We start from the raw sequence: 14,029 nt of genomic DNA on the forward strand, positions 1-14,029 counted from the left end.
TTCCTTTATGTGTGCCTCACGCTTTGGTAAGCAGTAGTGCCGAATAAAGCGCGCTCGTACCGAACGAGACTGCTATTCCGTTTTCGAACCTGCCCTCGTAGATATCCTTTGCGAGCATGGCAAACTGGAGTGATGAAGATGCCGCCCTGGCTTCACCGAAATCCTTCTTTACGAGTTTGACTTCGATGCCTTCTCCGAAGATCTTCTTATAAACTTCCATCTCGAACGAATCGATCTCTTCTATTCCGTTACCGAAACCATAGATACAGGAGATGTCTTCAGCCTTAAGCTGTGCTTCTTCCAGGACATTTTCGATGACCTTGGTAAGCGCGGCTTCAGAAAGTCTCGTGTTGTTGTTCCTGTCACCTGATGTGTCTCTTGCAGAAGAGAAACCGCCGATCTTCGCATAGCGCTTGGCGCCTCTTTCGACCGCACAGGAAGCCTTCTCGATGACACAGGTTACGGAGCCTTCGCCAAGCTTGAAACTTCCGTTGCCTGTATAGCCGAGATCAGTGTAGATCTCTTCATCTATCTCGGTGCATTCATCCGTACCTGTAGCGAGCATGATGCTCTCATAGCCGAACATGATCGCGCCGGCTGCGGCACAGACGCTCTGGAGACCTGACTGGAAACCGTTTGCGATGGTAACATTGTAGCCCTTGATACCTGTGAAGATACTGAGGTATCCTCCCGCAGCGTTATAGACGGTATTCGGGAACGCAAACGCGCTTCCCTTTTCGATGCCGTCCTTGATGATGCCCTTCTGGAAATTTGCGATCTCAGTCATCGGTCCGTCGTTGGTGCCGATGCAGATGCCGATGATGCCTTCATTTTCCGGAGTAACGGTAATGCCCGCATCTTCCAGAGCCTTAACTCCGCTTAAGAGCTGGAGCTGTGAGAGCCTGTCGAGCTTTCTCAGGAATGCGGATTTGACACCGTATGCCTTAAACATGTCAGCATCCAGTTTGGCCGTGTAAGCATTGGTGCTCTCATCGAACTCGCCGTTTACGATTCCGATGCCGGTTACGTAAAGATCCTGCTTGGGGCACAAGAGATTAAGCTTGTTTGGATCCTTAGCGAAAACGATACTTGCGTTGTTTCCGCCAAAAGCGAATGAATTGGACATCGCATACTTGATGTCCCTTTCACGGGGCTTATTGGCGATAAAGTCAATATTGCCGGACTTTTCGGCAAGTACCTTGAGGTCTTCTTCCGAATAGCCGCTCGTGGGAGGAAGCTTTCCTTCCGTTAATGCTTTGACTGTAAGTACTGCCTCAATGGCACCTGCGGCGCCTAAGCAGTGTCCCGTCATGGACTTGGTAGAACTTGCCGATACGTGATCGTTTCCGGCAAAAGATGTCTTAAGGGACAGGAACTCGGATTCATCGTTCTTTGCTGTTCCCGTTCCGTGTGCATTTACGTAATCGATATCCGAATAATCGAGTCCGGAATTCTTGATGGCGCGCTCAATGACGCTCATCTGGCCTTCACCGTCCGGTCTCGGAGCCGTGATATGGTAAGCATCCGAGCTTACTCCGGAACCTAATACATCGCAGTAGATCCTTGCGCCACGCTTGATCGCATGCTCGTAACTCTCTACAACAAGTACTCCTGCGCCTTCGCCTAAAGTGATTCCCTCACTGTGGTTAAAAGGAGAACACTCGGAAGCATCGAGAGCCCTGAGTGCGTGGAAACCCGAGAAAGCGAGCGATGAGAATGAATCGCATCCTCCTGCAAGGAAGATCTCTCCCTTGCCGCCTCTGATAAGGTCGATGGCAAGTGCCACGCTTAATGTTCCTGCAGCACAGGCATTTACTATGTTCGCGGTGATTCCTCCGCAGTTATAGTAGTCGGCGACATTACCTGCAATGACCGTAGCGGGCATTGATTTCAGGTCATTTAAGTCACCCTTTTCGCCCTTGCATTTCTGGTTGTAGTATTTCTCGACACATGCAGCGCCGGCGATACAGCTTCCAAGGATAACACCGATCTTGGAAGCATCTTCGGAATCCATGTCGATTCCCGAATCCTTTATGGCTTCTCCGGCAGCCTTGATGCCAAGTGCCGTTGTCCTGTCATATTTTCCGTTAGCAAGCTGTTCGTTGGTCAGCTCAACTTCAGCACCCTTGTGAGAGTAGCAGGAAGAAGTATCAAAGCTCTTGACGTCCTTGATCCCCGAGATACCGTTAAGTGCTGACTTAAAGCTTTCTTCCGTGTCATTTCCGATAGCGCAGACAAGTCCCAGGCCCGTAATGACACAGCGCCTTTCATTCATCAGCATTATCAGTCCTCTTTATGTGCTTCTACAAATGCGGTAAGTGTCTCGATGGAACGGAAATCCTCTTTTGTTGCGCCTGAACCGGAAAGGTCCACACCGAAGAGGTTCTCGATGCCTACAATGATCTCGATGGAATCGATGGAATCAAGTCCGATGTCCTCACCGAAAAGCTCTGAATCGTACTCGAGCTCATCTGCCGGTATCCTGAGTCTTTCTACCAGCATTTCCTTGATCTTCTCGGCGATCTCATTATTCATTTCCAAAATCCTCCTAAAATATAAATAAAAACTACTGAATAACCTTACACTATGTTGCCCTGTTTTTCCAACGAAACGGAATAAAAGTGCAAAATCACGTTGAATCTCCTGAGTTCCTTCATCGACATCTTACATCTCCAGCCCCACGAGGATACCCACAGAGTGTCGCCCTCAAGCCCTGTTATCGTGACCCAGTGATATCCGCACATCGTCTTGTGTCCGGAAGGCGTCTCTACCGCGACATTGTTGAAAGGCGCCGTTATGAGCATGACCAGAGGATCCCCGGTCTCAAGATACTTCGGGATCTTCTCCCACCACTTGAACCAGAAGGGCTTGATTCTGACCTTAAGGCCTTCCTTTGCCCCGAGCTTTCTCACGCCTTTTCTGAACCTGCCCGCGCTGACGCCGAAGCTCCCTAAGAACTCCTTGCCGAACAGCTTTCTGGGCTCCCTGTTCTTTCCGACTGTGATGGGCCTTATGTAGTCTTTGGCATCGAAAAACCTTTCAAAATACTCGTCCCTCGTCATGCCTTCCTCGCCCTTGAGACGCATGATAGCGTCAAGTCCGGCGATTATTCCGCATCCGCTGTTAAGGAGCATGGCATCGGGAAGCCACATCTGGCTTCCTCCGTATGACTCAAGTCCCTGTTTATCCTTTATCTTAGGCGGCAAACTCATCTTAACAACACCTCACACCATGCGCCTTCCAAAGGCATTCCCGTAAGTTCAATGGCTCCCGCTTCCCTTAACTTCTTGCGGCTCTCATATACGGCGCCCTTCCTGGGGATCGGAGCCATGTAGCACTCCTTTCCTTCCCGGGTCCAGCGCTCAACCAGGGATATGAGGTCTTCGGAAGCAGTGCCCGAGTGGTTGCAGCAGATCAGTACTCTGTCAAAATCCCCGTCAGCAGCAACGTTTCCGGGAACGGCGCTGACTGTAAGTATTTTGGGAAGTTTCTTTGTAAAGAAATCCGGATGTTCCTTCGGATGGAATGACGATCCGTCCCTGTACTCGCTGTATAATCCGTAGATGTCGGGCGACATTATGAGGTGCGCCTGATAGAGCTGATGCTCGCCATTTTCGTCTCTGAAAACGACGCCGGTCCTGCCTTCCTCGAGGCACTGAACCGCATACATCAGATTGCCCGAAGCCTCCTTCGGATCAATGTCGGGAGCATGCATGGCGCCGGTTATTACATAAGGAATGTTTATTCCCGATAACACCCTTGCTGCGAGCTGCGCGAAAAAAGCACATGTGTCTGTGCCGTGCGTTATCAGGACGCCGTCGTATTTGGACTTTTTTGTCTCCTCGATGATCTTCTTCAATGCGTTCCTGTAAAGTTCCGGTGTCGCATTCTCTGAAGAATATGTCTCAAACTCAGGGATTATGAATTCGTTGAACGGAAAATTTTCTATAAGGAACTCACGGACAAAAGATGGTTTGCCGAGTTTAATTGTTCCTGACACACAATAAGAAGAGATCGTACCTCCGAGCATCGCGCCTAATATCCGCATATCCGTTTCCTTCCGAAGCTTAATTAGAGTAAAATTATCCATAGCAATTATAATTCAGGAGCAGTTTTATGAGAATAGCGAGCTGGAACGTTAACGGTATCAGAGCAGTTGCAACAAAGGGATTTGCCGAAAGCCTCGAAAAGATCGGCGCCGACGTGATAGGCATCCAGGAGATCAAGGCGATGAGAGATCAGCTTGGTCCTGAGATCACGGACATCCCGGGCTACAGGAGCTGGTTCTACTCCGCCGAACGCAAAGGCTATTCGGGAACCGCCCTTTATTCAAAGATCGAGCCCGTAAGCGTCGAATTCGGCTTCGGCGTTGAGGAGTTCGACCATGAGGGACGCGTGATAAAGGCTGATTTCGGCGATTTCGTGCTCTATAACATCTACTTTCCGAACGGCGGCAGGGGCGACGACTTCGTCAAGTTCAAGCTGAGATTCTACGACTGCTTCTTAGACCAGGTCGATGAGCTCAAGGCGAAGGGCAAGGAAGTCATCTGCTGCGGCGACGTCAACACCGCGCACAAGGAGATCGACCTGTCGAACCCCAAGGCGAACTCAAAGATCTCAGGCTTCCTGCCTGAAGAGCGCGCTTATATGGACAAGTTCATCGAAAGAGGCCTTACTGACACCTTCAGGATGCTCCATCCCGACGATAAGGAATGCTACACGTGGTGGTCCTACAAGACGGCCGCAAGAGAGCGTAACGTAGGCTGGAGGATCGACTATTTCTTTACGACAGACGGCCTCAACTCCCGTGTTAAGGAGTCGAACATGATGACGGATATCATGGGATCCGACCACTGCCCTATCTATCTCGATCTTAAGTGAGTAAGCTTATCAGCTGTCGCTGTCCTTAATGCCGACCGTATTCTCGGTCATGAGATGTCCGTTGATTTCGAGGTTGGTAAGTGAGCCCGTAGAGCGGAAATCCATGCTCTCCATATGTTCCGGAATGGAAAGGCCCGTAAAGATGGCGCCTTCCGTCTTTGAGTTGGATACCCTGATCTTGACGTTCTTATCCATGCCCCTGTAGATGCCGGAGTGTGTGCCTCCGAGATCGACCCTCAGTGTTACGAAATCGATGGAAACATTAGTGGGCGCGGCCGTACCGGATCCGATAACGGTGATATCGTGCGCCTTGGACTTCGCGGTAATGGTCGCACTGTAGATCCTTACCTGGAGCTTCTCGCTGTGCTTTGAACCGATCATGACTATCTCGGCTCCCTCGAAATCCATGTTTACCGACGAGTGCTCGATCATCAGGTCGCATCTGCCCATGACGGAACCGATACCCACAGCATACTGCGCTACACTCTTTATGCCTACATAGCAGTTACTTATGAGCGGTTCGATGTCGCCGGAATTCGATCCAATGGCGACCGCGTGCTGGCCCATGAGGTTGATCTTGTACATACCCCTTCTGACGATGATGTGTCCGCCGAGGCCGCTTCCGATGGCAACGCTCTTGCTGGCATTGACCGATATCTCTATCTGCCCGTCCTGATCGAAGATGAGGTCTCCATGATAGGAATCCATGTCATTTCCGATGCCGAACGCCTCGACTCCGGTCGAACCGATCGACAGATTACCGGTGCCTTCAAACGTAAGCGTGGAAGTCGGTGATACCTTGATGCCTCCTCCGGACAGTACATTGTCGCCGGTAAGCGAGAGAACTACTTCACAGTCGTCGCCGATATTAATTGCCGCATCGTGCATCCTGCCCGTAAACGAGCAGTTCTCAATGGCGATCTTACCCTTGTAACCGCTCTCGATCTCGAGACTGATCACAGCATCGTCGCCCGGAACGCCCAGGATATGAAGATCCCTGTGGGTGACATGTCCGGACGTGACGTGAATGGTGTTATAGCCTTCCTTTATGAGGATCGGGAGCGAGATCCTTACTTCCCTTCCTGCGACATAGTCTCTTCTCGTGCGGTTCCTTGCCTTGCCCGAGCTGTAACGGACGATCTCTTCCTTGATCTCGGGAGCTATCTCCTTGATGATCTTCTCGGAAGGACGCGCGGTGTAGTAGCCCTGGATGAGGTCGATGCCGAGGTTGATGACCGTCTCGATCTCCTCTGTCGTCTCGATGCCTTCGGCGAGAGCCATAATGTTATTGTCGTGCGAAAACTCGATGATGTCCTTTACAAAGTGCTGCTTTTGCGGTGAATCCTGGATGTTTGCCAGGAGCGCCCTGTCGATCTTTACATAGTTCGGCATGTAGCGCAGGAGGTTGCTGACGTTGGAGTAACCTGTGCCGTAGTCGTCGACCGCGGTCTCAAAACCGAAAGCCTGATACTCCCTCTTCATGTCGGCAAGTTCCTTGTCATCGATCTCAGACTGCTCGGTAAACTCGACTACGAGCCTGCCCTGAAGAGCCTTTGCCATCTCTGAGATGTTATCCATGTCCTCCTTCTTCAGGCGCTGGCCCGGAATGGAGTTGATGAATATCTTGGCCTCAGGATCGAACTTGCCTCTGTTTTCCATGACATAACTGAGAACATTATGGAACGTGGCATATTCGATATCGTACAGCCTGTTGAAGAAACCTGCGTACTTGATGACAAGGAGCGGCTGCACATAAGGATTCGTGTCGGCTCTCATCAGTGCTTCGTAAGCATAGATCTCGCCTGTGCGCGCATTTACGATAGGCTGGAAATGGTAGTTTATCCTGTTCTTGTCGAGGATCTCGTTTACGACCTTTGCCTCCTCGATCTGCGACTCGTCGAAGCCGTCCGCGTTCATCTTCTGGAAATTGAGTTTCTGTCCGTTCTTTCTTGAAAGCGCAACGCTTACAAGGCTCTCGTAATCTGACTTTGTCTTCGGTCTTCCGTCGGAAGTGCCGTAATATACCTCGAGTTTTCTCGACCCTTCGCCAAGGGATGCGTTATACTCCTCGATCTTTTCGTAGAGTGCCTTGACCCTCTGCTCAAGGCATTGCATGACATCTTCGTCTTTGCCCATGACTTCGAGCGCGACCATCTCGCCGTTGCCCATGCAGTAGATGCGCCCGTGGGAGAATACCTCGTCCATGAAATGCCCCATGCTGATGATGGCATTGTCGCCTGCGGACCTTCCGTTCTCGTTGTTGATCTTCGAAAGATTCTTGATGTCGACGGCGAGTACTCCGACCTGCTCTTCTTCCCTCAGCGGATTCATTATTATGATGTCTTCCGTCTGCTGGAGGAAGCCGTTGTAATTGTAGATACCTGTGAGCGGGTCTCTTACGAGGCTCGCTTCGAGCTTCTTGTTGATGGCGATGAGCTCGTCATATCTTCTGAAGTTCTCAAGGCCCCTCATAATGCTGTGGAGCCAGAAACGGTAGGATTTCTTGTAAGATCTCGGTTCCGTATAAGACAGTACCGCGTAGCCGAACGTCGATTCCTCAAAATGCAGCGGCGTGAAGAAGAATGCCTCGGGTTTCATCCTCTCGCTGTCGAGCCTCGGGATAAGAACGTGCCTGTCGAAATAGACGTCGTCGCTTACCCTGTCGAGGCTCAGCCTCTCCTCACGGCACGCGATGACGTGCATCATCTTTTTGGTAAAGAACCTGTCAACGTCCGAGAGCCTCTCGGGAGAGATCCTAGAATCGTCGATGGCTCCGGACATGGCCTTAGCCTTCTGCTGCCACTTGTCGTTCAGGCAGATGCTGAAGCTCTCAAATTCTCTTATCTGGAAAACATACGAGAATGTCGTTTTCGCGAGACCATCGAAATCATTCTGGATGACCAGATCCTCATCGAGATGGTTGAAAGACGAGAAAACGCTGTTATGCGATGTATCGGTATCCCATACCTTGCGGAGCTTTGTCTCATACTGGACCTTGTCCTCGCTGCATCCGCATGTCCTTCCGCAGAAGAAATCGCCGTAATCTTCGAAAGGAGGCGTCTCGCGGCCTTCCATCTTATCGAAGAGAAGTCCCAAAGCATATGCGCCCAGAGACTTGGCCGGGATCCTGAGCGATGTGACGGGCTTAGGCGAATACCTGCCCTCTTCGGTGGAATCGTAACCTGCCACGGCGATGTCGTTGGGAATATTGATCCCGCCGCCTTCGAGCGCCTTGCAAAGACCTATGGCCATGCAGTCATTGGCGCACGCGATAGCCTGAGGGAGCTTTCCGCCCTTCTTTAAGAGCCTCTCACCGAGATTCTCGCCGCTCGTATACCAGAAGTCTCCGTAGAAGACCCTGTCTCTTCCGACCGTCAGACCGTGCTCGGACATAGCGTCCATAAATGCCTGTAATCTCTGCTTGGAATAGTGGTGCCATGCCTTACCTGTGAGGTAAGCGATGTCTGTATAGCCGTGCTTTTCGATAAGGTGATCGACAAGCTTCTTTACGGCGCCGTAGTGATTCGGGAATACCGACGGGAAATACTTGCTCTCCTTGTCGATGAATACTACGGGGCATTTGCAGCGCTGGTGGATGATCTCCTCGATACTGTCGGAAAGACCCGGAGACTGGAGAGTGTCGGCCATTACTGCTATGGCGTCGAAATCCTCATAGGGCACAAGCGTGAAGATGGACGTCTCGCCCACTTCTCTTCCCAGATTGTTCTGATACTTGAGATAGCTGCTGAAAACAAGGACGTCCGCGTCATGTTCGAATGCCTTACCGATAAAGCCCTCTATAAACTGGGCCTGATAGTATTCATCAGCCTGGGCTACAAATAAAGCTATTCTCTTGCGTCTCGACATCAACGACCCTCTACGAGTAATAATCCATAAAACAAAGTAAAAGCACTTATATTGTAATACTAATCAGCCTCATCCTGAAAAGCAATAAACGCACGCGTTTGTTATCAGGATACCGTCTGAAAGTTTACATTCTGTCAACAAACGGAAGCCCTGCTTCAGGCGGGACTTACGCGAGCACTCTGTCGACGGGAGCGTAGCCGGAAGTCTTCCTGAACTTAACGTTGCTCTCAAAGCTCTCAAGGCAGTCTGAAGGGTCGATACGCTCGAAATTAAGGGTGGCAAGCGCATCTCTCTTGATCTTTGCGGAACAGATGGTGACTTCCTCGTCATTGCCCGTGGCCGGGTTCAGCACCTTGTCAACGGCGTGTATGATGACCGTCTGTACGGGAAGGATGGCGAATGTATCCCTTGCGATCCTGAGCATCGTGCTCGAGACATAGTCCTGGACGAGTTCATAGTACGCAGACTTGCTGAACTCCTTCATGACGAGTTCTCCGCTTGCCTTCATGTCGGGATATTCCGTGGGGATGATCTTATCTGACTTGACCTGGAATTCGATCTCAAGGATCTTCGGATCGTCCGTTCCGACCTCAAATCCGCTGCCGTATTCGAGAAGGTCATCAAAAGGTCCGACTTCGGAGATAACCTGGAAATAAGAATCTATATCACCGGCAAGAACGCTCTGTGCGAAGGGCTGGAGTTCCTTCATCTGGCCTGATACAGCACCGTTCGCGACTGCTTCCCAGTCGATGTATCCGTCGGACTGCTTATGTACTGACTTGAGCGCTTCGATGCCTGCTGCAAATTCCTCGATCTTCGCCTTGGATTCTGCGATGAGCTCTTCATTTACCGCATTCTTTGCGGGTGCGGCTGCAGCAGCCTTTGTTGTCTTGGGCGCCTTCTCGGCCTTTTCACCGGCAGCCTTGCCTGCCGCCTTCTTGCCCTTTGCCGACGTATCCTTATCCTTTCCGGTAAGTCCGCCGACGATATTCTTTACATTGCTTGTCTTTGTGTAATAGATGCCCGTGCCTGGAATGCCGACCGTTGTCCTTGCCTGTCCCTTCAGGTTAACGGACTGTCTGAATCCGCTCTTACCGAATGATACACTGGGTCCTGATTTGCTTAAGTTGAGCTTCAAGCCCTTGCCCAAAGAGATAGATTTGCGGAAATTAAGTCCCATACGCCGTGCCTCCGGTAAAAAATGTTAAAGTTATTTTACCACAATTGCGGAGACAATTCTTTTATTTTGTTTATTAAATGACGGCGTCCGGGACAGTCTCCGTTACCTCAGGAATCCTTCGATGATCTTCTGCTCGGCTTCCTGCTCGCTTAAGCCGAGAGTCATGAGCTTTATGATCTGCTCGCCGGCGATCTTTCCGATGGCTGCCTCGTGGATGAGCGAAGCATCTACGCATGTTGCCTTGAGCTTCGGAGTTGCTACGATGACGCCCTTGTCCATGATGATGGAATCGCATTCTGCGTGACCGTGGCATGCGCTGTTTCCCGCAATGTCGATGATAACATCCTGCTGTGATTCGCCCTTGGCTACGCCGCGGCTTACGATATCGCATGAGGAACCGTCGCCGTTAAGCTCGACCACGATCTCGGCTTTGGCCGTCTGGTCGAAATTCGTAAGGATCTTGTCGTGCATGACCAGGCTCGCGCCGGGACCGAGATCGGCCCTGGTGATCCTGTAAGTGTCGTTTATTCCGGCGATCTGGGAAGTATCCATATCCATGGTTGCGCCTTCAGAGAGGTGGACCACAGTCGTGGGGTTCATGAACCTCTTGCCCGTGCCTGTGCCTTCGCCGTAATGCTTCTCGACATATTTCACCTTCGAATTCTTACCGATATGGAAGGTGTGGATGCCGTCGTGCTGGCTGTCGTGACCGCCGCAGTTGCTGATGCCGCAGCCCGCGATTATGGTGACGTCGCAGTCTTCGCCGACGAAGAAATCGTTATATACGCACTCCTTGTGACCGGACATGCTGATGATGACCGGGATGTGGCAGGATTCGTTTTTCGTGCCGTCCTTGAAATATACGTTGATGCCGTCACCCGACTCACGGGATTCGATCTGTATGTTTGCCGTTGAGTTCCTTGCCTCGCTCTTGCCGTTGCTCCTGATGTTGAACGCGCCTACCGGAAGGCTGTCCAGCTCCGCAACTTCTTTGAGCATTCTCTTTTCGAGATCATCCATTGCAGACACCTTCTTTCTGAGAGTATGCGCAGCCGCATCCGTAACGGCCCATGTTGAGCTCGCTCATGATCTTCGCGGACTCGTCGTATCTGTCGGCAACACCGTCCTTCAAGTAGATGATCTTGTCGGCAATCTCCAGGATCCTTTCCTGGTGGCTGATTATCATGATGTTTCCGTTCGTGACTCTTCTTAAGTTCTCGAAAACCTTGATGAGGCTCTGGAAGCTCCAGAGGTCGATGCCGGCCTCAGGCTCGTCGAAAAGACTGAGCTTTCCGCCTCTTGCAGCCGCCATTGCGATCTCAATTCTCTTCATCTCACCGCCCGAAAGCGTATCGTTGATCTCACGGTTCAGGTAATCCTTGGCGCAGAGACCGACTGCCGACAGGTATTTGCAGTCTTTGGTGACGTCAACGCCTTCGCCTGCCGCGATCGTCAGAAGGTCCTTTACCTTAAGGCCCTTGAACCTGACGGGCTGCTGGAATGCAAAGCTGATGCCCAGGTTGGCGCGTTCGTTGACGGCTAGTTCCGTGATGTCCTGCCCGTCAAAGATGATCTTTCCCGAAGTGGGCTTAATGATGCCCATGATGATCTTTAACAGGGTCGATTTACCGCTGCCGTTGGGTCCGGTGATGGCGACAAACTTGTCGTCTATCGTAAGGTTTATATCTTTAAGGATGTCTTTGTCATCGGCATGAAAGCTGATGTTCTGCAGTTCGAGCATATGACTTCCCCTTTCCGTTTATTAAAGCCAACTTACTTTAAATTGTTTCGGGGCAATTATCAATAGTTATTTTCGACATATGACGAAAATTATTTGTAAACGGCTATCATACTTAACGGAAATGATTATGATACCCAGAGAGTTTCAATAGGGATATTCGCCGTGTGATAAAATACTTCAATTAAAAAAAGCAGGGAGAATTCCTTATTATGTGCGGAATCGTTGGTTACACAGGAAAGAAAAAAGCAGCTCCTATCCTCCTGGACGGTCTTGCAAAGCTCGAGTACAGAGGTTATGACTCTGCCGGTCTCTCGGTAAGGGACGGCGAAAAGAACCCCGTTGTAGTCAAGGCCAAGGGCAGACTCAAAGTCCTCGCTGAAAAGACCGACGGCGGCGCGGCCCTCAAGGGCACCTGCGGCATCGGCCACACGAGATGGGCTACCCACGGCGAACCCACCGAGAACAACGCGCATCCCCACATCGTTGACGACTATAACGTTGTCGGCGTACATAACGGCATCATCGAGAACTATCAGGAATTGAGGGACAAGATGATCCGCAAGGGTTACAAGTTCTATTCCGAGACAGACACCGAAGTCGCCATCAAGACCATCGATTACTACTACAAGAAATACACACACGACCCGATCGAAGCCCTCGCAAAGACAATGGTCCGTGTAAGAGGCTCCTACGCTCTCGCCGTAATGTTCAAGGATCACCCGGGCAAGATCTTCGTCGCCCGCAAGGACTCCCCCATGATCATCGGCTTCGACAAGGATGCTTCCTATCTTGCATCTGACGTTCCCGCCATCCTTAAGTACACAAGAACCGTTTACTACATCGATGACCTTGAAATGGCATGTCTCGAACCCGGCAATGTTACTTTCTATAACCTGGACGGTGACACAATCGAGAAAACTCCCGTGGAGATCGACTGGGATGCGGCTTCTGCCGAAAAGGGCGGATTTGAGCACTTCATGATGAAGGAGATCCACGAGCAGCCCAAGGCAGTATCAGATACTCTTAATTCCGTTATCGTACCCGACGGAGACTCATATAAGATCGATCTCTCCGCCACAAATCTCACGGATGAGGACATCAAATCATTTGAACAGATCTACATCGTTGCATGCGGTTCCGCATATCATGTCGGCTGCTGCACCCAGTATATCGTTGAGAAACTGGCAGGCATTCCGGTAAGATGCGAGCTTGCATCCGAATTCCGCTACAGATCCATGCCTCTCAACAAGAATGCCCTCTGCATCATCATCAGCCAGTCAGGCGAGACTGCAGATTCACTCGCAGCATTAAGAGATGCTAAGGCAAACGGCATCAAGACGCTTGCCATAGTTAACGTTGTAGGATCCACCATCGCACGTGAAGCAGACTATGTACTCTACACACTTGCAGGTCCCGAGATCTCTGTTGCCACCACCAAGGCATATTCAGCCCAGCTCGCTATCTGCTATGTTCTTGCCATCAAGTTTGCTTTGATAAAAGGCGCCATTACAGAAGATGAGGCAAAAGAGCTTACTTCCGAAGTAATGACCATCCCCGCCAAGATCAACAAGGTCCTCGAGGACAAGGAGCGTCTCCAGTGGTTTGCCGCCAAGCTCTCGGCCCAGAAGGACATCTTCTTCATCGGCCGCGGCATCGACTACGCTATCACGATGGAAGGCAGCCTCAAGATGAAGGAGATCTCATACATTCACAGCGAAGCATACGCTGCAGGTGAGCTCAAGCACGGCACGATCAGCCTCATCGAGGAAGGCACCTTTGTCATCGGTGTCCTTACACAGAGCGGTCTTTATGAGAAGACTCTTTCCAACCTTGTAGAGACAAAGGCTCGTGGTGCTTACCTCATGGCCCTCACGTCATTCGGCAATTATGCGATCGAGGACTCCGCGGACTTCGTGGTCTATGTCCCGAAGATCAACGAGCTCTTCGCAGCTTCCCTGGCAGTCGTTCCGCTCCAGCTCCTCGGCTACTATGTATCCTGCGCAAGAGGTCTCGACGTCGACAAGCCGCGTAACCTCGCAAAGAGCGTAACGGTAGAGTAAGTTCTCTTACCCGCGTATTCTTTAACTGATATTTGAATGGTGCCGTCTCACGTGGTGGGGCGGCACTTTTTGTTGGGGGCGGGGCTGCGCGGGTGTCAGAACCGCTGTGCTGTATACCAGCTGAGGCAAAGGTATCGAAATCCGGTTTAATTCTTCGTTTCCGATACCCGCCGAAACTCAAGGTATCGTTTTCGGAGGAAAATCCCAATTTCCGATACTTTCTGAAGGACCAAAGTATCGTTTTCAGGGAAAAGTCTTTAAAAACGATATCAGTCGGAAGGTCAGGGTATCGTTTTCAGG

General features: G+C 51.0%; 10 protein-coding genes. 2 read left to right on the forward strand and 8 right to left on the reverse strand.

Annotated elements, in window-relative coordinates:
- Nucleotides 1-16 precede the first annotated feature (16 nt).
- From BO18_RS23020 to BO18_RS23035, 4 genes are read right to left on the reverse strand one after another with little or no spacing between them, the layout of a single operon-like run.
- A complete protein-coding gene (locus tag BO18_RS23020) occupies nucleotides 17-2,281 on the reverse strand; it encodes a beta-ketoacyl-[acyl-carrier-protein] synthase family protein (protein WP_034449948.1) in 2,265 nt (754 codons plus the stop codon).
- Between the two features lie 2 nt (nucleotides 2,282-2,283).
- Nucleotides 2,284-2,535 carry an acyl carrier protein gene (locus BO18_RS23025; protein WP_034449949.1) on the reverse strand — a complete coding sequence of 84 codons (252 nt, stop codon included), beginning with the start codon at nucleotides 2,533-2,535 and terminating at the stop codon, nucleotides 2,284-2,286.
- A 44-nt stretch (nucleotides 2,536-2,579) separates the two neighbouring features.
- Nucleotides 2,580-3,212, reverse strand: a complete 633-nt coding sequence (locus tag BO18_RS23030) for a hypothetical protein (RefSeq protein ID WP_034449951.1) — start codon at nucleotides 3,210-3,212, stop codon at nucleotides 2,580-2,582.
- Nucleotides 3,209-4,048 carry an asparaginase domain-containing protein gene (locus tag BO18_RS23035; RefSeq protein ID WP_034449953.1) on the reverse strand — a complete coding sequence of 280 codons (840 nt, stop codon included), beginning with the start codon at nucleotides 4,046-4,048 and terminating at the stop codon, nucleotides 3,209-3,211. Before BO18_RS23035 ends, BO18_RS23030 begins: the two co-directional genes overlap by 4 nt.
- Before the next feature lie 68 nt (nucleotides 4,049-4,116).
- On the opposite strand from BO18_RS23035, the gene BO18_RS23040 reads away from it, so the two are divergent.
- The gene (locus BO18_RS23040; RefSeq protein ID WP_034449955.1) at nucleotides 4,117-4,881 is read left to right on the forward strand and encodes an exodeoxyribonuclease III; all 765 of its coding nucleotides are present in this window, start codon (nucleotides 4,117-4,119) and stop codon (nucleotides 4,879-4,881) included.
- Between the two features lie 9 nt (nucleotides 4,882-4,890).
- On the opposite strand, the gene BO18_RS23045 is transcribed toward BO18_RS23040, so the two are convergent.
- From BO18_RS23045 to BO18_RS23060, 4 genes are all read right to left on the reverse strand, one after another.
- Entirely contained in the window at nucleotides 4,891-8,748 is a 3,858-nt protein-coding gene (locus BO18_RS23045) for an EAL domain-containing protein (RefSeq protein ID WP_034449957.1), read from the reverse strand.
- Nucleotides 8,749-8,914: 166 nt separating this feature from the next.
- Nucleotides 8,915-9,928, reverse strand: a complete 1,014-nt coding sequence (locus tag BO18_RS23050; RefSeq protein WP_034449959.1) for a DUF4236 domain-containing protein — start codon at nucleotides 9,926-9,928, stop codon at nucleotides 8,915-8,917.
- A gap of 102 nt (nucleotides 9,929-10,030) precedes the next feature.
- Nucleotides 10,031-10,948, reverse strand: a complete 918-nt coding sequence (locus tag BO18_RS23055; protein WP_034449961.1) for a SufB/SufD family protein — start codon at nucleotides 10,946-10,948, stop codon at nucleotides 10,031-10,033.
- Nucleotides 10,941-11,669, reverse strand: a complete 729-nt coding sequence (locus BO18_RS23060; protein WP_034449962.1) for an ABC transporter ATP-binding protein — start codon at nucleotides 11,667-11,669, stop codon at nucleotides 10,941-10,943. The genes BO18_RS23055 and BO18_RS23060 overlap by 8 nt, the downstream gene beginning before the upstream one ends.
- Before the next feature lie 209 nt (nucleotides 11,670-11,878).
- On the opposite strand from BO18_RS23060, the gene glmS reads away from it, so the two are divergent.
- Nucleotides 11,879-13,729 carry a glutamine--fructose-6-phosphate transaminase (isomerizing) gene (gene glmS / locus BO18_RS23065; protein ID WP_034449964.1) on the forward strand — a complete coding sequence of 617 codons (1,851 nt, stop codon included), beginning with the start codon at nucleotides 11,879-11,881 and terminating at the stop codon, nucleotides 13,727-13,729.
- The last annotated feature ends 300 nt before the right edge of the window (nucleotides 13,730-14,029 follow it).

Source organism: Butyrivibrio sp. AE2032, assembly GCF_000702965.1.

What these genes read in the sequence shown, in the direction of transcription:
- BO18_RS23020 (WP_034449948.1), bottom strand. Translation starts at nt 2,281, where the DNA reads ATGCTGATGAATGAAAGGCGCTGTGTCATTACGGGCCTGGGACTTGTC.
- BO18_RS23025 (WP_034449949.1), bottom strand. Translation starts at nt 2,535, where the DNA reads ATGAATAATGAGATCGCCGAGAAGATCAAGGAAATGCTGGTAGAAAGA.
- BO18_RS23030 (WP_034449951.1), bottom strand. Translation starts at nt 3,212, where the DNA reads ATGAGTTTGCCGCCTAAGATAAAGGATAAACAGGGACTTGAGTCATAC.
- BO18_RS23035 (WP_034449953.1), bottom strand. Translation starts at nt 4,048, where the DNA reads ATGCGGATATTAGGCGCGATGCTCGGAGGTACGATCTCTTCTTATTGT.
- BO18_RS23040 (WP_034449955.1), top strand. Translation starts at nt 4,117, where the DNA reads ATGAGAATAGCGAGCTGGAACGTTAACGGTATCAGAGCAGTTGCAACA.
- BO18_RS23045 (WP_034449957.1), bottom strand. Translation starts at nt 8,748, where the DNA reads ATGTCGAGACGCAAGAGAATAGCTTTATTTGTAGCCCAGGCTGATGAA.
- BO18_RS23050 (WP_034449959.1), bottom strand. Translation starts at nt 9,928, where the DNA reads ATGGGACTTAATTTCCGCAAATCTATCTCTTTGGGCAAGGGCTTGAAG.
- BO18_RS23055 (WP_034449961.1), bottom strand. Translation starts at nt 10,948, where the DNA reads ATGGATGATCTCGAAAAGAGAATGCTCAAAGAAGTTGCGGAGCTGGAC.
- BO18_RS23060 (WP_034449962.1), bottom strand. Translation starts at nt 11,669, where the DNA reads ATGCTCGAACTGCAGAACATCAGCTTTCATGCCGATGACAAAGACATC.
- glmS (WP_034449964.1), top strand. Translation starts at nt 11,879, where the DNA reads ATGTGCGGAATCGTTGGTTACACAGGAAAGAAAAAAGCAGCTCCTATC.